At 44.2% G+C, this 17,605-nt stretch carries 16 protein-coding genes; 7 read left to right on the top strand and 9 right to left on the bottom strand.

Annotated elements, in window-relative coordinates; genetic code table 11:
- Positions 1-72: 72 nt before the first annotated feature.
- Positions 73-711, top strand: a complete 639-nt coding sequence (smrB, locus tag GVO63_RS07035) for an endonuclease SmrB (protein WP_159578761.1) — start codon at positions 73-75, stop codon at positions 709-711.
- 29 nt (positions 712-740) lie between these two features.
- Here smrB and GVO63_RS19755 read toward each other — a convergent pair whose 3' ends face one another.
- From GVO63_RS19755 to GVO63_RS07060, 5 genes are all read right to left on the bottom strand, one after another.
- Entirely contained in the window at positions 741-866 is a 126-nt protein-coding gene (locus GVO63_RS19755) for a hypothetical protein (protein ID WP_012517787.1), read from the bottom strand.
- Between the two features lie 480 nt (positions 867-1,346).
- The gene (locus GVO63_RS07045; protein WP_159493422.1) at positions 1,347-1,805 is read right to left on the bottom strand and encodes a hypothetical protein; all 459 of its coding nucleotides are present in this window, start codon (positions 1,803-1,805) and stop codon (positions 1,347-1,349) included.
- 286 nt (positions 1,806-2,091) lie between these two features.
- A complete protein-coding gene (locus GVO63_RS07050; RefSeq protein ID WP_159493423.1) occupies positions 2,092-2,730 on the bottom strand; it encodes a hypothetical protein in 639 nt (212 codons plus the stop codon).
- Between the two features lie 67 nt (positions 2,731-2,797).
- Complete coding sequence (gene gshA, locus GVO63_RS07055; protein ID WP_159578763.1) at positions 2,798-4,396, bottom strand: glutamate--cysteine ligase; 1,599 nt, start codon at positions 4,394-4,396, stop codon at positions 2,798-2,800.
- 74 nt (positions 4,397-4,470) lie between these two features.
- Entirely contained in the window at positions 4,471-7,341 is a 2,871-nt protein-coding gene (locus GVO63_RS07060; RefSeq protein ID WP_159578765.1) for a pitrilysin family protein, read from the bottom strand.
- A gap of 311 nt (positions 7,342-7,652) precedes the next feature.
- On the opposite strand from GVO63_RS07060, the gene GVO63_RS07065 reads away from it, so the two are divergent.
- The 3 genes from GVO63_RS07065 to GVO63_RS07075 all read left to right on the top strand — a co-directional run bounded on the left by GVO63_RS07065 (position 7,653) and on the right by GVO63_RS07075 (position 10,012).
- Complete coding sequence (locus tag GVO63_RS07065) at positions 7,653-8,219, top strand: Hpt domain-containing protein (protein ID WP_159578767.1); 567 nt, start codon at positions 7,653-7,655, stop codon at positions 8,217-8,219.
- Positions 8,219-8,986 (top strand): pseudouridine synthase, encoded by a 768-nt coding sequence (locus GVO63_RS07070; RefSeq protein WP_159578769.1) that lies wholly within the window; start codon positions 8,219-8,221, stop codon positions 8,984-8,986. Before GVO63_RS07065 ends, GVO63_RS07070 begins: the two co-directional genes overlap by 1 nt.
- A gap of 84 nt (positions 8,987-9,070) precedes the next feature.
- Positions 9,071-10,012: a ketopantoate reductase family protein gene (locus tag GVO63_RS07075; RefSeq protein WP_159578771.1), complete on the top strand. Its 942-nt coding sequence runs from the start codon at positions 9,071-9,073 to the stop codon at positions 10,010-10,012.
- Positions 10,013-10,061: 49 nt separating this feature from the next.
- Here the strand turns inward: GVO63_RS07075 and lysS are convergent, their stop codons facing one another.
- Positions 10,062-11,630 carry a lysine--tRNA ligase gene (gene lysS, locus GVO63_RS07080; protein WP_159578773.1) on the bottom strand — a complete coding sequence of 523 codons (1,569 nt, stop codon included), beginning with the start codon at positions 11,628-11,630 and terminating at the stop codon, positions 10,062-10,064.
- A 23-nt stretch (positions 11,631-11,653) separates the two neighbouring features.
- A protein-coding gene (gene prfB / locus GVO63_RS07085; RefSeq protein ID WP_159493430.1) for a peptide chain release factor 2 occupies positions 11,654-12,752 on the bottom strand; the annotation gives its coding sequence in 2 pieces (ribosomal slippage) (positions 11,654-12,676 and positions 12,678-12,752; 1,098 coding nt in all).
- Between the two features lie 280 nt (positions 12,753-13,032).
- On the opposite strand from prfB, the gene GVO63_RS07090 reads away from it, so the two are divergent.
- The gene (locus GVO63_RS07090; protein ID WP_201284773.1) at positions 13,033-13,305 is read left to right on the top strand and encodes a hypothetical protein; all 273 of its coding nucleotides are present in this window, start codon (positions 13,033-13,035) and stop codon (positions 13,303-13,305) included.
- A 304-nt stretch (positions 13,306-13,609) separates the two neighbouring features.
- Here GVO63_RS07090 and GVO63_RS07095 read toward each other — a convergent pair whose 3' ends face one another.
- Complete coding sequence (locus GVO63_RS07095) at positions 13,610-14,587, bottom strand: transposase (RefSeq protein WP_159578775.1); 978 nt, start codon at positions 14,585-14,587, stop codon at positions 13,610-13,612.
- Between the two features lie 332 nt (positions 14,588-14,919).
- Here GVO63_RS07095 and GVO63_RS07100 point away from each other — a divergent pair, with 332 nt between their 5' ends.
- Entirely contained in the window at positions 14,920-16,008 is a 1,089-nt protein-coding gene (locus GVO63_RS07100; protein ID WP_236552078.1) for a flavin reductase family protein, read from the top strand.
- The gene (locus tag GVO63_RS07105; protein ID WP_159578777.1) at positions 16,005-17,150 is read left to right on the top strand and encodes an acyl-CoA desaturase; all 1,146 of its coding nucleotides are present in this window, start codon (positions 16,005-16,007) and stop codon (positions 17,148-17,150) included. Before GVO63_RS07100 ends, GVO63_RS07105 begins: the two co-directional genes overlap by 4 nt.
- Here the strand turns inward: GVO63_RS07105 and GVO63_RS07110 are convergent.
- Positions 17,128-17,565 carry a DUF2177 family protein gene (locus GVO63_RS07110; protein ID WP_159578779.1) on the bottom strand — a complete coding sequence of 146 codons (438 nt, stop codon included), beginning with the start codon at positions 17,563-17,565 and terminating at the stop codon, positions 17,128-17,130. The two genes, GVO63_RS07105 and GVO63_RS07110, sit on opposite strands and share 23 nt — an antisense overlap.
- Positions 17,566-17,605 lie beyond the last annotated feature (40 nt).

Raw genomic sequence — 17,605 nt, forward strand, 5'->3', positions numbered from 1 at the left:
GAAGCGCACCAATCGTTATAAATTAGGCGTTTTAGTTCGTTCAACCTTTGTTTGACTACCTAGCTATTGTTGATGAAAACTTTCAAAAAAGAACTCAAAGCATTAAAAAAACAGCTTTCTGAACCTAAACGTCAAACAGGGCAGGCTAGACTGAGGGGGAAAAGTGATGTCATTGATGAGGAAGATACCCTTTCTTTTGCCGATGCTATGCAGGGGGTTACGCCTTTGTCCCAAGATAAAGTAGCGCCCGATACACAAGTTGAGTTATTTAAAAAATCGAAGCAGGTTAAAGGCAAACATCTCAAACACAGCAAGCAATTGGCGGCGAGCTTCGACTTTTCCGATATGTATCAAGCTGCACTTCCCCAGGAAGGCCCTATGCGCTTTTGTAAAGAAGGCGAATCGACACACATAGTAAAGCAGCTGCGTCGCGGCGACTACTCGCCAGAAATGACCCTTGATTTACACGGCTTGACCCGTGAAATGGCGAAGGCTGAACTTGCAGCCCTTATTTACACGGCAAGAAAAGAAATGATTGATTGTGTATGCGTAATGCATGGGTTTGGACAGGGTGTATTAAAAGCCGCCCTGCCCCATTATTTAGTTCAACATCCACACGTACGAGCGTTTCATCAGGCTCCCCTTGAATACGGTGGACAAGCAGCACTTTTGGTGCTTATCGACATACCGCTTCAAAACAACAAACGTTAAACGATGTGAGCGAAGCCCTAAAACGCCGTTTATTTGTCTTCATCTGCACTGTTGTGCATAAACAAATAGGTGTAATACATCATCATCGCTACAATAATCCCAATGCCTAACAGTGAGCCCCATACCACTGGGTCTTTCATCATAGTCCACAACATAATTTGTTCTCCTCTTAAACTGAGTTAATAGTAAAAGAGAGTTGAAGTCGGCATGATGATCTAGATCAATAGCCATTTTTAGCGTGCAAAAGGCCTGATGTTTTGTTGATCCAAGTCAAAAACGTGTATTCGCAAGCAGAGCTTTGACAACCAAACGAGCACCACGCTCCCTAACATTGTATGTGTTATTGGATAACTAGTTATAACGATTGAATAGGTTCAGGTTTCCTTCTCTGCCAAGCAGGAGTTCAGCATTTCGACAGAGCTCTTCCATCGACTCACTAACTTGAATAGAGAAATTCGGAGGTGTTGCTCGGTATATCAAATAGCACATTATTGACATTGAAAAAGCGATATTGGTGCTGACTTCCTACCATGGCGACCTCCTGTTATGCCTACAAAATAGTTAAGGGGTGTATCTTAACTAAGATCAACATCTGTTGGTTTTATCGAGTCTTTCTATGTTTCTTGGGTGCGTATTTACCTTTTAGCCTGAACTAATTGCTCGATTTTATGGGCCTGCGTAGAAGCGAGTATTTTCCGGCTCAGCCACTCTGCCGCTTCTTCAGTATTGTCAAAATATTGATAAGGAAGAGAAGTAGATGCATAAACTCTAGACCAAAATACTTCCTGCATTGCTTTTCCTTCCGGCTCATGGAGCACAATCGCAGTAGCAATTAAACCGACAGATACCGCCTTTGTGACGATGGCTTTGCCTGAATTCGTCGCTTCCATTGGAGCAAGCGCTAAACCATGTACGTTTACCAAACTTCCCCAACATGGAATGTCGATTTTCTCTCTTTCGGATCCAACGACGTCTTCGTACTTTTGCATGAATTCAAGATTAAACGGACCGACTAGGTCGATGAACAAAATTCCCTGTTTCTCTGAAAATCGCGCGTGAACTTCTCCATGCGCCAAAAATTTCTGTCTATCCATACTTACCTCCATACAAAAGTATAAGACATGAATTCGTTTTTTGCTGAGCTCTTTGATATCAAAAAACTTTAAATTTAGTATTGCAAATAATTCTCATTTGCAATATCTTGAGTATGCCTGTTCGACGTGAGTTAAAAAAACGGTCTTGGCTTAGCGTCGCTGAGGGATAGACGCCCGTCTATCCCTCTTTTTTTTTGTAAAACCAGCCTTTTTTATCGCTTTTTTTCATTTTTCTAAACGCATAAAAAAAGCGACGATAACGTCGCTTTTTGTCGGGAATAATGCGCTAACTAAATAACTTCATAAACCAGCCTTTTTGCAAGTCCTCTTCGCAGGTTTTAAGCTGAGTTGCGTAGCGTAGCGAACGCGCTTTCACCTTTGCCGCCACTTTCTTAAGCCATGGCTTTCTTTCATAGCTTTTGCGTTTATATCCGCCCCAGCCTTCATGATAGTTTAAATACTGTGCGTAAGCGTCCCACTTCGAAATACCGTTTACTTTTTGTGATTTGTAGATAAACCAACCCATAAAGTCGATAGCGTCTTCAAAATCATCCCTGTCTGCGCCACTATTATCCGTCTCTCTCATATAGTCTGCCCATGTCGGCGTTTTAGCTTGAGAGTACCCATAGGCCGAACTCACACGCCCCCAAGGAATAAGCCCGAAAAACACGTAATCGCGAGGTGGGAGCGCATCGTGACGGAAAGAGCTTTCCTGATACATCATGGCCATGGGCACGTGAATAGGGACCCCCCATTTATCACGGGCATCAGCAGCTGCATCATACCAATCGTTCTTTTCGTGAAAAATTTCGCACAAATTACTGATGTCTTTAGGAGGCGTAGTTGCACACCCTGCGATAAGCAGAGGAAAAAGAACGATGAGAGTTGATAAAAAAATAACCAATTTTTTGAACTTTTGGTTCATAACTTGTCTTAACTAATGTTCTAGTAAAATGTGTGTTTCCCTGGAACCCTTCGATGCCTGACCTATGTCAGGCATTTTTTTTTGCCGGGGCTTCCGCGAAATAATCACGAATGAATGTATCAAAGTCTTTTACATCAGCCGCTTCTATTTCTTTTTGAGCAGCAAATGACCGTTCAGCCTGCGCTGTGAATCCCGCAGCATCTGTATCGTTATATGCAAAAGACTTCATCTCCGTTTGATACGCACGGGCTAGCTCTAACCCCAACGCGCCATTATCCTTATCACCCTCTAATAAGGAAGCAAGCAGCTTTCCTGAAGGTGTTAAATCTGAGTTCTGCACTTTCTCGAATTCTGTTTTAACCGCTTGTGAATAACGAGACGTCTCGTTAGCTAAATCGAGTAGTTCAGCCGCTTGTTCGAAGGACTTAAATAGCGAACCACACCAGTCAGGTAACGAAATATTTTCACCGGCATTTTGCAGCAGCAAATCAGGGCTTCGCCCCTCTAATACCACTTTGTTCATGTTCTCTTTCGCTTCTTTAAGCTGCGCTTCATCTAATTCAGGACTTGGCATCAGCAAGCACGTTACTAAAAACACATCTAAGAAATCGAACTGCGTCTGTGAAATACCTATGGCTGAAAACGGATTGACGTCTAAAGCACGAACTTCAATATAACTGATACCGCGACGCACTAAAGCGTCTGTTGGTTTTTCCATAGACTGAGTAGGCTGTTTTGGACGAATTGGTGAATACAGTTCATTTTCAATTTGAATAATGTTGCGACTCAGTTGCTGATAGTTCCCCTCTTCTCCAGCAGCGAACTGGCTAAAACGCGAAGATGGTGTATTCATCGCATCGCGCAATAAAGTGACATAGTTGTCTAGCTTGTTGTAACAAATTTTAAGCGACGACTGCTCTGCACTGGTGTAGCCTAAATCACTCATGCGCAGTGATGTTGCATGTGGCATATAAACAGTGCCTTTACCTACCTTCTTAAAAGGTAGCGCATGCTGCTTTCCTTTTAAGAACGAACCGCATAGTGCTGGAGATGCTCCATAAAGATAAGGAATAAGCCAACAAAGACGACGGTAGTTGCGGATCAAACCAAAGTAGTCGGCTGAAGTTTGCTCTTGAGAATGTTCTTTGCCGTTTAATTCCGCCCACAGCTTCCAAAAAGATTCGGGCAGAGAAAAATTGAAATGCACACCAGCAATTGCCTGCATCATGCTACCGTAACGGTTTTTCAGGCCAATCCGGTATACACGCTTCATCTTACCCACATTTGATTCACCAAAATAGGCGATGGGAATGTGTGCTTCATCATCAATGAAGCATGGCATGCTAAGAGGCCAAATTTGCTCGTCGCCGATATTATCGATAACGAATTTATGGATATCTTTTAACTGAGAAATCGTTTTGGCGGCACTATTCTCTGGCGGCGTAATAAACTCAAGCAATGATTCAGAAAAGTCGGTGGTGATCGAATCATGGGTTAGCGCCGAACCTAATGGCTTCGGATGAGGTGTTTGTGCCAACGTACCATTTGGATTTATACGAAGGGCTTCGCGCTCAACACCACGCTTAATATCTTTTAGCGCAGCGAGAAATTCGGGTGACTTTAGCGCGGTAACACGCGCTTCAAAACGGGAAGAGTCTACAGTCAAAATGGTGGTCCGTTATGTCAATATTGCCCCCATTTATGGGGGGCAATAATATAAATTCAACAAAAATTAATCTATCAGTTTAACGTTTCTCGAGAGTTATTCTCTACTGACAACTCGATAATTGGCATTGATAGCGCGTTTAACTGGGGCAAAATTTTTGCTTTGTCGCCCACTACAATAATTTGCATCTTGTCGAGATTCAAATATTGCTTTGCCAGTTCATCCATCGTTTTCTTATCAATGTGATTGATAATAGCAAGCTGCTCTTCTCGATAGCCTTTCTCTAGACCATAGCTCAGTAGTTGTCTTAAAAAACGTGCTTTACTGGTTGGCGTTTCAAATTCAAGTGCATCGCTTAAAGTAAATGCATTGCGCATAAACGCAATCTCATCCTCGGTTACGCCCTCGGTGCGGTAGCGAGTAATCTCTTTTAAAATTTCCGCAATACCCTCAGCTGTATTGGCAGCGGTAAGATCAGTACTGACTTCAAACCAACCTAACGTTTTACCGCCAACGAAACCACTGTTCGCACCGTAAGTGAAACCTTTGTCTTCCCGCAGGTTTAAATTAATACGGCTATTAAATGCCCCCCCTAACGGGAAGTTCATGAGGCGAGATTTAAAGTGATCACCCGTTGCATCAAAGGGTAAACTTTTATCAACAATATAAACTACTGACTGCACCGCTTCAGGGCTATCGACTAAGAAAATTTGATTTTCGTCATATTTGGGAAAATCACTGTAATCAGCAAAATCATAAGTGTTGCCCTGCCATTGACCAATAAAATCTAGCGTATGCACCATGGCTTGTTTGGACAGGTTGCCAACAGCCACAATGCTCGCCTTGTCTGGTGAGTAGTATTTGGTGTAAAAGTTTTTTACATCTTCTAATTTAATATTTTGCACCGTCTCTAACGTGCCTTCGTCAGGCAAGCTAACACGGTTTTCTTCGCCAAATAAAATAAGGTCTCGTGCTCGTCGCGCCAAGCTAGACGGCGTTTTGGCTTGTTGCTGTAGCCCTTGTATCACACGCTCTTTCATACGCGCGAAATCTTCTTCGTTGAACGCCGGATTGAACAACTTCTCTTTCAACAATGCTAACGTTTTGTCTAAATGCTTGGTAAGTGTCGACACATAAACTTGTGAATATCGACCTGCTGTGCTGAAACGAATGGCACTTCCTAACTTTGCAAGTTCGCTGGCCAGCGCTTCGTTACTGTAATTTTTCGTTGTTTCATTCATCAGCAACGCAGTAAGGTAAGCGGTACCCGCTTTACCTTCAGGGTCCAATAGCATACCGCCATCCATTCCTATGGTAAGCGTTACGGTGGGTGTCTCAGTACTGGTTACGCCCAGCACCTCAATACCATTAGCGAGCTCAGCTTCCCAAAAATCAGGGACTTCAACAACTGGCGCTTCACCCGCTTCAGGCATTACGCTTCTATCAAAGCTTGAGGGCGCGCTGGTAAACACCTCCTCATCGTTCACTTCAGTCGGTGCAATCTCAATTTTTCGAACGGGGCGTTCAAAGGTTTGCTCAGCTGCAGCCAGTTGAACTTGCCCTTTGGGTACGACACTTAACACCACGCTATTCGCATCTTTAATATATTTATTGTATACACGCATTACATCATCGGCCGTCACCGCGTTATAGCGCTCAATGTCTTCAGCAATCAAGTCAGGTGTTTGATAAAAAGTTTCATTTGCTGCAAGCGCCGACACTTTGCCCGACACACTCTGTAAACCAAATACCGTTCGCGCTTCAATTTGCCCTTTAGTACGGGCTAAATCATCTGGTGTCACACCCCGAGTTTCAAACTCTTTTAGCGTTTCATTCAGCACATTCTCAAGTGTTGACAGCGAAGTGATTTTGGCCGGGTTAGCCAAGGCGAGTAACTGAAATTCACAAGCAAGTTCGCGGCAAGGATGGGACACTACCGCTTGCACCGCGATGCCTTCTTTTACTAAGTTTTTGTAAAACAGTGATGTTTTTCCACCGCCCAGAATATCGGCAAGAACGTCCAACGGCGCTTCGTCTTCATGGCGCCCATAAACGGTAGGAAAAGTAATTTGTAAGAGCGGTAAATGCACTTTGTCTTCTAAGGTAATGTAGCGCGTTTCTTCAAGCATCGCTGGCTGAGGTTTGGGCTCCTCTACTTCTGGACCTGCTGGAATTTCGCCGAAGTATTTTTCAACCCATGCTTTCGTTTTTGCGACATTGATATCACCACCAATGGTAAGCACGGCGTTATTAGGGCCATACCAGCGTTTAAAAAACGCTTTTAGGTCGTTAACGTTTACCCGGTCAAGGTCTTCTACGTAGCCTATGGTCATCCATGAATACGGGTGTCCTTCTGGATAAAGCGCCTCTCCATTGAGTTCAAAACGAAGCCCATAGGGCTGGTTATCCACCCGCTGTGCGCGTTCATTCTTAACCGTCTCTCTTTGGTTTTCAAACTTGGTTTGGTCTACCGCTTCAAGAAGGTAACCCATTCGGTCCGACTCTAGCCATAGCACCTTTTCTAACTGATTAGCCGGCACCGTCTCAAAATAGTTAGTACGATCGGTATTGGTTGTCCCATTTAAGTTACCGCCAGATTCGGTAATCACTTTGAAATGCTGCTCGTCGGCGACGTGTTTCGAACCTTGAAACATCATGTGCTCAAAGAAGTGAGCAAAGCCAGATTTTCCTACCTCTTCTCTTGCCGAACCTACGTGATAGGTAACATCTACGTGAACAAGGGGATCAGAATGATCTTCGTGAAGTATCACGGTCAATCCGTTCTCCAATTTGTACTTTTCATAGGGTATGGAAACGGCATTTGACGCGATGTCCTGAGTCGCAGCGTCGCTCTGTGCGCGCTCTATTGACGCGTGCTGACATGCAGCGACAAACATAACACCTATAATAAGGCTAAGAGTACGTAGGGTCAGTTTTCCTGACATGATGATTCCTTTTAAAATAACAACGTATTTTCGCTAGGCACGTTTTCATTAGCAGTTTGAGTGCTAGAGGCATTGATAACGTCAGCCACTTTTTTGCTGTCGCGAATTGTCGAAGATTACCAGACTTTTTAGCGCTTTACCTGTTTGGACTTTGCTATGATTGTATTAATTTATGTATTTCTGAAATACACTTGCGCGACAAAGTCTTCATAATTTAGGTTTTGACCCTTTTATCAAGGCAATAAGTAGGTATGGAATAACGAATGGTTTCCATTTGAAATTGAAAACAAGCAGCTTAAAAGGATAGGTGCATGGATCAGTCAACAACAGTCCTCGATATTGATTTCGGGATGTCTCAGTTAAGCGGTAACAAAAAGCTTTTGTTTACCTTACTAGGCAAGTTCACCGATGAATACCGTACTCTTGATGCTAGTCTGCAAGCCCATATTGCTAAAGGCGACTTCAACGAGGCCTACTCTCTTGTTCATACGCTCAAGGGTGTAACAGGTAATCTGGGGTTATTTGCTTTGCACAACGCCAGCAAGCCAATAGAAAGCGCTTTTAGAAATGAAAAGCGCGTGGCTGATGAGTATCCAGCTTTTTTGGCTTTACTCAATGAAACCATCACGGCTGTAGATACACTTATTCAAGAACCCGAGGCTGGTGTATCTTCTCAAACTTCGGCAACGGGGGCCGCTGCAGAACAAGCTCGAAAACAGTTAATGGCGGCTTTAAAAGCTAGCGAATTCATTGCGCAAGATAAACTGGACGCGTGGCTCGACGCGCTTTCATTACCCCAAGAAAAGCGCGCCGCCATCGTAGATGCAGTTGATGAACTTGACTACGAAGAAGCCATTTCTGAGTTAGAAAATAGCTAGTGCAATCTATTCCTATTATCTTTGAGGACAATAACGTTCTCATTGTAAACAAGCCTGTAGGCATAGCTATGCACGACGTCGTTGATGAAAACGGCGCAGATCAAGATGGTGTCAAGAATACAACAGAAAGCGACCGCTCAGGTTTCAGAACAGACGGCATCGTGTCTATTCTAAAAAAACAGGTTTCATTGGAAGAGTTGCACCTATGCCATCGCTTAGATACCGGTACGTCGGGCTGTTTGTGTCTTGCTAAAAACGCGACCGTGGCCGCAGAGATTGGCGAACTGTTCTCATCAAGGCGTGTCAGCAAATACTACTTAGCGCTAAGCAATCACAAGCCGAAAAAGAAACAAGGCTTAATAATAGGCGATATGAAAAATCGCCGAGGCGGCCAGCGTATTTTGCTCAAAACCCAAGAAAATCCGGCTATCACTCAGTTTTTTAGTCGCGCGGCTAAACCAGGAACGCGAGGCTTTATCGTTAAGCCTCACTCTGGGAAAACGCATCAAATTCGTGTTGCGCTTAAAAGCATTGGCGCTCCCATTTTAGGTGATATGCTTTATGGCGGTGCGACGTCAGACAGATTGTATCTTCATTCGTGGCATATGCGCCTTCCTTTGTCTTCTGGTGAAGTATCGGTTACTGCACCTTTCGATACAGGTGAAGTGATTAACGATGAAGAGGTGCAGGATTGGTATCACGGGCTCAATGCGCCAGAGACTTACCCATGGCCTTCCCTGCCCGCACGCTTTTTGCTCGTTTCCTAAAAGAAAGTGTTCTGTTGTGATTAGCCAGATACACGTAAATAACCCAATTAAATAATAACCAAATATAGTGTTTGATAGAGACTTATGGGTAAACTTCACATAGTCGGTGGCGGTGCCATAGGTAGCCTAATTGCTGCGAGCGCCCAGAAAAACGGCGTTCCGTATGAGTGCTACCCTAGAGATAGGAAAACCATGCCTACCTACGCCCACTGGCTAGATGGCCAAACCATTACGCTGAAACCTGCCACACCTTCGCCTTGTTTGCTAACCCAAAGTGACGTGCTGATCTTTCCTCTCAAGGTCTATCAACTTAACGCTGCCCTATTGCAGTGGCTTCCCCATCTCACACAGAAACCTACGGTTATACTGCTTCACAATGGTATGGGTGGGCACGAAGTCGCAAAAGATCTATTAGGCGGCGATTATCCGCTGCTTCTTGCCACAACGAGTCACGGCGCGTTAAAAGTTAGTACATCGAGCGGTGGTTTTCATGTGAAGTATACTGGCGTTGGTGCAACGCAAATTGGCGCGCCTAATTTAGACAAGCCTATATCTCAAACGCTGTCTGCCCTTTCAAAGGAAGCGCCTCAGCTTGCCAACGCGATAGCTACGTTAGATAAAACTCTTCCCCCAGTGCAATACCAACGTAATATTCTAAAAGCATTGTGGACGAAGCTTTCCATTAATGCCGTAATTAACCCATTGACGGCGATTTACAATATTCAAAATAAATTTATTGTTAACTCTGAATTTGAACAAAGCCGCAACGCAATCTGTAATGAGTTCACCCAAGTGGCGAATGCGTATGGGTTAGATTTTGATGCACAAACAGTGCATGAAAACGTGCTGTCGGTAGCCAACGCCACCGGAGAGAACTACTCGAGCATGCATCAGGACGTGGCTCACGGTAGGCAGACAGAAATAGACGCCATTAACGGTTACATCGTAGATATGGCAATGAAAAAGGGTATTCCCGTTCCCGAGAATACCCTTTTAGTGAAGCGTGTTAAGGCCCTTAGCGTCTAAACGAGGCGCAGACGTACTTTTTAACAAGCAGGTCAACGCTCTTGTTTATTTACTCTTGTTCACCCGCTTCTTGCGCTTCTTTTGGCGCTTGAGGCTTCATGTGCGGGAACAAGATAACGTCTTTAATCGTAGAGCTATCGGTAAATAGCATTGCTAGACGGTCAATCCCGATACCTTCACCCGCCGTTGGCGGTAAGCCATATTCAAGAGCGCGGATGTAATCGTCGTCAAAGTGCATGGCTTCATCATCGCCAGCGTCTTTTTCTTCAACCTGCTTTGCAAAACGCTCCGCCTGATCTTCAGGGTCGTTAAGCTCGCTAAAACCATTCGCTAATTCACGTCCACCTACGAAGAACTCAAAGCGGTCAGTAATGAATGGGTTGTTGTCGTTACGACGTGCAAGCGGCGATACTTCCCACGGATATTCTGTAATAAACGTAGGTTGAATAAGCTTCTCTTCCGCTGTCGCTTCGAAGATTTCGCAAAGGTACTTACCCGCACCCCATATACCGTCAACGTCAGGCTCTTTAATGTGAAGCTGTTTTGCCATTGCTTTTAGCGCGTCAAGGTTCGCCTCTGGGTCGCGGATAGCTTCCTCATTCGCTTCTGGCCAGTACTTAAGAATAGCTTCGCCCATGCTAAGGCGGTCAAACGGCTTACCAAAATCGTATTCAACTTCAGACGTGACATTACCTTCAGCGTCTTTTGTTGTGTTTTTGATGATGCTTGTGCCAAGAATATCTTCCGCCAACGTGCGCAGCATATCTTCTGTAAGGTTCATCAGGTCATTGTAGTCAGCATACGCTTGGTAGAACTCAAGCATGGTGAACTCTGGGTTATGACGTGTTGATAAGCCTTCATTACGGAAGTTACGGTTAATTTCGAACACGCGCTCAAAACCACCAACCACTAAACGCTTAAGGTAAAGCTCAGGGGCTATACGTAGATACATATCAATATCTAACGCATTGTGGTGGGTTACAAACGGCTTTGCCGTCGCGCCACCAGGAATAACCTGCAGCATTGGCGTTTCTACTTCTAAGTAGTCACGCTTCGTGAGGTAGTTGCGAATGCCATTCACGATCTTGCTGCGGATCATAAAAGTTTTGCGGGTTTGTTCGCTTGTGATCAAATCAACATAACGCTGGCGATACTTGGTTTCCTGGTCGCTCAAACCGTGGAATTTTTCAGGCAATGGACGAAGTGCTTTGGTTAGCAACTCGTATTGCTCCATGTTCACGTAAAGGTCGCCTTTACCTGACTTATGCAGGTCACCCGCCACGCCAATAATGTCACCAATATCTAGAGCACCATATTTTGCTTTAAGGTTTTTTTGCGTGTCTTTATCTGCGTATGCCTGAATTCGGCCAGTCATATCTTGAAGCAGCATGAAAGGACCACGCTTTGCCATAATACGGCCAGCGATGCTTACCTTGTTACCCTGCTCTTGCAACGTTTCTTTGTCGAATTCACCGAACTTAGCTTGAAGCTCATCCGCATAGTTTTCGCGACGGAAGCTGTTTGGGAAACCGTTTGCACGGCACTGCTCGCGAATAGCTTTTAGCTTAGCACGGCGCTCTGCAATCAATTTGTTATCGTCTGTTTGTTGGTCAGTCATAACCTTTCACTTCGTTGTTCGGTTTACAGCCCTGATTTCAGGCTGGCTTCAATAAATTTGTCCAAGTCGCCATCTAGCACGGCTTGAGTGTTGCGTGTTTCCACGCCAGTACGCAAATCTTTTATGCGAGAGTCGTCCAATACGTAAGAACGTATTTGACTTCCCCAGCCGATATCAGACTTGCTGTCTTCCATCGCTTGTTTTTCGGCGTTTTGTTTTTGCAGCTCAAACTCATAAAGTTTAGCTTTTAACTGCTTCATCGCCTGATCTTTGTTTTTGTGCTGCGAGCGATCGTTCTGACACTGCACCACTATGCCTGTCGGTTCGTGAGTAATTCGCACCGCAGAGTCTGTTCTGTTTACGTGCTGACCACCCGCGCCTGATGCGCGATAGGTATCTATACGTAAATCAGACGGGTTAATTTCAATATCGATATCGTCATCAATTTCAGGGTATACAAACGCTGATGAAAACGAAGTATGACGACGGTTGCCCGAGTCAAACGGCGATTTACGTACCAAGCGGTGCACGCCCGTTTCCGTACGCAGCCATCCAAATGCGTAGTCGCCTTGTACTCGCAACGTTGCACTTTTAATGCCTGCGACTTCACCTTCAGACAATTCAATGAGCTCGGTTTTGAAGCCGTGGGCTTCGCCCCAACGCAAATACATGCGCAACAGCATATTGGCCCAATCTTGGGCTTCTGTACCGCCTGAACCCGACTGTATATCAATATAACAATCGTTTTCATCATTCGGGCCAGAAAACATGCGACGGAACTCAAGCACTTCTAATTGCTCAATCAAGCCTTCAAGTTCACTTTGGGCCTCAACGAAAGTATCTTCATCTTCGGCTTCAACAGCGAGTTCTACAAGACCTTCAACGTCTTCGGTGCCCTGGTCGAGCTTGTGGATCGTTTCTACAATTTGCTCTAGGGCCACTTTCTCTTTACCAAGGGCCTGCGCTCTGTCTGGCTCGTTCCAAACGTCAGGACTCTCTAACTCTCGGCTAACTTCTTCTAAACGCTCTGACTTTGCATCAAAGTCAAAGATACCCCCTAAGCGCTTCAGTGCGCTCGCGGATATCTTTTATCGCATTCATAACGGGGTTTATTTCAAACATAGTCCGCTTATTTCGTTAAAAATTTAAGACCGCGGATAGTACCGAATTTGAAGGAATTTTGATAGGGGTTGGCGCAAATATTGCGACAGTCGTTTTACTTGATTTAACGAACACTTTTTCAGCACTAAAGATGAAGTGGACAATTTGGCGGTTCAATCGCTTGCTAAAAGCATTGGTTATTCAGTTTATGCCCATAAACGTATAAAAGTAGGGTGTTATGCCTTTGAACGTCCCTTGATCCTGCACTGATTTAGCGCAGCTGTGCTCTCTCTGAGAGTGTATGAGCAGCCTTGGGATGGTTCTAAAGGAAAAATGGAAAAACAATTGGAAAAGTATGTCGCTCAATAATTTATCTTATGCCGTTATCGGCGTACTGCTTGGCCTTTTGGTACTGGCTTTAGGCCAACTCGTTGACTGTCAGAATTTAGCCGGCGCTACGATGGCATTGCAATGCCCTAATGGCACGCCGATTTCAAAGCTATGGGTAGTAACTTCAATGCTGATAGCAGGAAGCGGAATAGCCATGTGGCTATATCGAAATCGCGACCAATAAGCACTACTACTTACTTATAACTTATCGAGACAGGCTTCTCATAAACGTGACAGGCACCGTAATTTACCTATCGAGACAGTGACTGTTAACATGACAGGCATTATTCAGATAAAAGCCAAAAATGTGCTCGAAAGTGGTGAAATTAGCGAATATTGATAAAAGTTATCTGCCAAAATGAATACAGCAATCGGAAATGCAATAAAAAGTAACTTTTTAGCGCTGAGATAGAGGTATGATAAAACCAGTGAATGCAATGAACAATCGTGACAAAGTGTAGTTACGTTAAAAGATGTGTCTTAAAGGCTTAACCTAGTAAACGAAGTGCATTTTGCCGACCGTGGACTCTTTGAAGGTTTTGATTATGCGCATACTGTTCAAGGTGCACCACCCTTCCAGCGGCATGCTTGAAGCAATGTTCAAATTGCGTGGTTAACGTCAACCAGTGTTCCTGTTCAATGTTTAAACGGGTGAGAATAGGCGGCACGTTAGAAGTCACTTTGCCCCGTTTGTTCGACTGAATCGTTCGGCTCGATGTGTCAACAAGCTGAAGATAATCAATAAAAGAAAAAGGTAAACTATTTGGCCTATCACTCTCTGAGTTCTCCGCAAAAGGCATTAATCTTTTAGGCTTTTTACCTACTCTGGCCGCCTGAATTCGATATCTTATACTAGTGTGGCTAGATGTTTCAGGTGTTTTCGCCAACTTAGCCCTTACTGGATTTAAATCGACGTAAGCCATACAGGCAGCAAGCGCTGACTCATCTAAAAGCGCTTGAGACTTAAATCGCCCTTCCCAGAAATGCCCTGTACAGTCGTCTTCCTTATTGGCCGCTCTGGCAATATATTCATTCAATGCGCGCATGAACCAACTAATATCAAATAATCGTTTACGCCACACTTCGGCTATTCCACGAACCGTATTGATATGCTCTTCATTCAAATCTTTTCTCGTCGCTGGTGACAAGTATCGCTGTGTTAGCAAGGTACCTTTAAACAAGCAATGCCAGCGCCGAATAACATCTTCTGTACTAAGTGTTACTGCTTGATTTCTACATACATGGAGCACTAAATGAGTATGATTGCTCATTACTGCATAAGCACATACATCAATAGCAAAGACAGTAGTCAAAAAGTGAATGCGGTCCTCTACCCATTGACGGCGATGCTCGAAGCTTTTTCCATTTTCCTCACCACAAAGAAACGCTCGGCGGACACAACGTGAAACGCAATGATAATAAGGCGTATCATTTAGACTAATCTGCGACTTTCTGGCTGTAGGCATGGCGGCTCTCTAACGTGATTGACGGTATCAGTATTCTGAATTGCTGTTCATGTTAAAAAAAGTGTACAGAGGTACAGTTTCAAGCGTTGCAGTTCAGTGATTCATTGCCTGTCTCAATTATTTTATGCCTGTCTAACTAACCATTTGCCTGTCTCAATAATTTTATGCCTGTCTCAATAACTCCATTTTTCACTGACTTAACGACCGTTTTGCCGACGTTTACACATTTATCGCTACTCTTCTCTTGACGCGAATAAATTTAAGCTTACACTTGTTCGCTGTAACAGCGTACACTTGTACGCTTAAATTACGTCTTCGTTAAATGAAGATAGTTGGACAAACCTTTAGGTGTGATTTCTACATTGAAACTATTACTTGATAAATTAGCTGATCGCTTTCTTCACTACGGCTCTTGGAAAGGGTATTGGGAAGTGCTGATGCAGCAATTTAAACCCGCATGGCGCGATGGCTATTTCAGAGCCCGGCTTGTATCTGTGAAAAACCTAAGCTCAGATATGCTTGAGGTGTTACTGAAACCTGAGGTGTCATGGCCAACACATGTTGCAGGTCAGCATATCGCGTTGACCATAGAACTCGATGGTAAGCTCACCACACGCATATTTACGATAGCAACGGGGGCCAATACCCACCAACGAACCAAGCACATTCGTTTAGTGACCAAAGTTAAAGCCCATGGTGTGCTAACTCCCAATCTCCATTCTTTTGTGCCCAACCAATGGGTGAATATTTCAGCACCCATGGGAAAATTTGTATGGCCGACGACGGAAAAGCCCTTACTCATGATAGCTGGCGGCTCTGGTATTACCCCTTTTATTGCGATGCTTGACGACGCTATTAACAATGCACAGGTAAATCACAGACCGGTGCATTTACTTTACTTTGCTAAGCCAAACGAACACGTATTGCTTAACGAGTTATCAGCTTTCAGCAAGCGCTGTGAAAACTTCACTTATGATGTTTTAACTAAGCAAAAAGATGGCGACGTAGAAGCATATTTGTCTTACTTTGCAAGTGCGCACTGGTTAGTATGTGGTCCACATACTATGTTCGACCAAGTTGAGCGTTGTGCAAAGATGATCAACGTACCCGTCTCGAGCGAACACTTTGCAGCACTCCCTGTAGTTAGCAATACAAGCCTTACCCAAAACGAAACTTTCGCTTTGGTACACAATGGCCAATCTTTCACTATCGACAATCAGCAAACCCTTCTTTTACAACTTCAGCAAGCAGAACAACCTGTGACCTACGGGTGTGGAATGGGAATTTGTCACCAATGCCAATGCGTCAAAAAACGCGGCGTGGTGCGAGATACCCGCACTGGCGAACTTTCAGATAGCGCAGAGCAACTCATTCAGTTATGCGTGTCACAAGCCGTTACAGATTTGGAGATCCAACTATGAACACCAGTGTTGCAATAGACAAACAACACCGTGAAGAAGCGATTGAACAAGCACACTTACCAATGCGTGACACTTCGGCAACGCGCACTGAAACTAAACCTAATTATGAGCTGCTTGCCGCTCAGCTCGATGAAATTAAAGCCGACATTAAACAGAAAATAGGCGCTGAAGATGCCGCTTACATTCGACGTATTATTCTTATTCAGCGCATTTGCGAGTGGAGCGGACGTTTATTTTTGATGCTGGGATTCATTCAACCGCTGCTCTGGGTTATCGGTGTATTGAGTTTAGCTACAGCAAAAATTCTCGATAATATGGAAATTGGCCACAATGTAATGCACGGTCAGTACGACTGGATGAACGATAAGAACATAAATTCAAAGCGCTATGAATGGGACATTGCCTGTGATGGCGCAAGCTGGAACCGCGTGCACAATTATGAGCACCACACCTATACCAATATCATTGGTAAAGACCGAGACTTTGGTTATGGTTTGCTTCGCTTATCTAACGATTTCAGGTGGAGAGTAAAAAACGTATGGCAATTCGCCACTTATATTGCCCTTAGTATTTTGTTCCAGTGGGGAGTGTCTTATCACGAGATGGCCGCTGAGCGAGTCTTTTTCGGTAAGAAAAAAGACAACCGCAAAAATCAGGTTACTCATAGCGAACTTAAACAACGCTTTTTTAGCAAAGGTGCACGCCAATTAGTAAAAGATTATGTGCTATTTCCTCTGTTAGCAGGGCCGTTTTTCCTTTGGGTATTAGTTGGCAACCTCATTGCCAACTTATTACGGAACTTATGGACATCTACCATTATCTTTTGCGGACATTTCACTGGCGACGTAGAAACCTTTAAAGAGGAAGATTGTGTCAATGAAACACGAGGACAATGGTATTACCGACAAGCGCTAGGTTCGTCGAATATTAAAGGTGGAAAACTCTTTCACGTACTTACAGGGCATTTAAGCTTTCAGATTGAGCACCACTTGTTTCCTGACATCCCTGCCAAACGTTATCGGGAAATGGCACCCAAAGTACAGGCCGTATTTAAACAACACGGCATGCACTACAATACGGGAAGTTTTTTAAAACAATACGCCAGCGTGTTAAAGCGAATTATTCGCTACTCTTTCCCCTAACCATTTGAAATCCTAACCAGCCAGCCATAGCGCTTGCGCTGGTTAGGCAAGTTCCCCATGCCCAATCAATCAGCATGATGAACAAAGTAAAACCTTCAATAATGCTATACGCCGTTAAATTGTAAGCACCATAGCTAGCTAATCCCAATAGGGCTCCGTCTATACCCGCGTAAAGTAAAGACTTGTCTCTGTTTGCGACAACCGCAAGTACAAACACCACACCGCCATACATAAGGTAAAACACCACCCAAGGCCAGGTGATAAATTGACGTCTAAGCAGTGGTGCCATCTCACTTTGGTACCATCCATCTGCTATGACACCGAGCCACAAGAAATCGAGTACGCCAAAACACACAAAGATTGCAAGTAACGATATGATGATGTTTTTTGCGAAGCGAATGACGTTGGAAATCATGAGGCCTATCCCTGTTAATGTTGCGTAGCTTTAAAGAATT

Source organism: Alteromonas sp. KUL106, from assembly GCF_009811415.1.
Lineage (GTDB): Bacteria > Pseudomonadota > Gammaproteobacteria > Enterobacterales > Alteromonadaceae > Alteromonas.

What these genes read in the sequence shown, in the direction of transcription:
- GVO63_RS07090 (WP_201284773.1), top strand. Translation starts at nt 13,033, where the DNA reads ATGAGCAGCCTTGGGATGGTTCTAAAGGAAAAATGGAAAAACAATTGG.
- GVO63_RS19755 (WP_012517787.1), bottom strand. Translation starts at nt 866, where the DNA reads ATGTTGTGGACTATGATGAAAGACCCAGTGGTATGGGGCTCACTGTTA.
- lysS (WP_159578773.1), bottom strand. Translation starts at nt 11,630, where the DNA reads ATGACTGACCAACAAACAGACGATAACAAATTGATTGCAGAGCGCCGT.
- GVO63_RS07095 (WP_159578775.1), bottom strand. Translation starts at nt 14,587, where the DNA reads ATGCCTACAGCCAGAAAGTCGCAGATTAGTCTAAATGATACGCCTTAT.
- GVO63_RS07105 (WP_159578777.1), top strand. Translation starts at nt 16,005, where the DNA reads ATGAACACCAGTGTTGCAATAGACAAACAACACCGTGAAGAAGCGATT.
- GVO63_RS07065 (WP_159578767.1), top strand. Translation starts at nt 7,653, where the DNA reads ATGGATCAGTCAACAACAGTCCTCGATATTGATTTCGGGATGTCTCAG.
- GVO63_RS07045 (WP_159493422.1), bottom strand. Translation starts at nt 1,805, where the DNA reads ATGGATAGACAGAAATTTTTGGCGCATGGAGAAGTTCACGCGCGATTT.
- GVO63_RS07075 (WP_159578771.1), top strand. Translation starts at nt 9,071, where the DNA reads ATGGGTAAACTTCACATAGTCGGTGGCGGTGCCATAGGTAGCCTAATT.
- GVO63_RS07060 (WP_159578765.1), bottom strand. Translation starts at nt 7,341, where the DNA reads ATGTCAGGAAAACTGACCCTACGTACTCTTAGCCTTATTATAGGTGTT.
- smrB (WP_159578761.1), top strand. Translation starts at nt 73, where the DNA reads ATGAAAACTTTCAAAAAAGAACTCAAAGCATTAAAAAAACAGCTTTCT.
- GVO63_RS07050 (WP_159493423.1), bottom strand. Translation starts at nt 2,730, where the DNA reads ATGAACCAAAAGTTCAAAAAATTGGTTATTTTTTTATCAACTCTCATC.
- GVO63_RS07110 (WP_159578779.1), bottom strand. Translation starts at nt 17,565, where the DNA reads ATGATTTCCAACGTCATTCGCTTCGCAAAAAACATCATCATATCGTTA.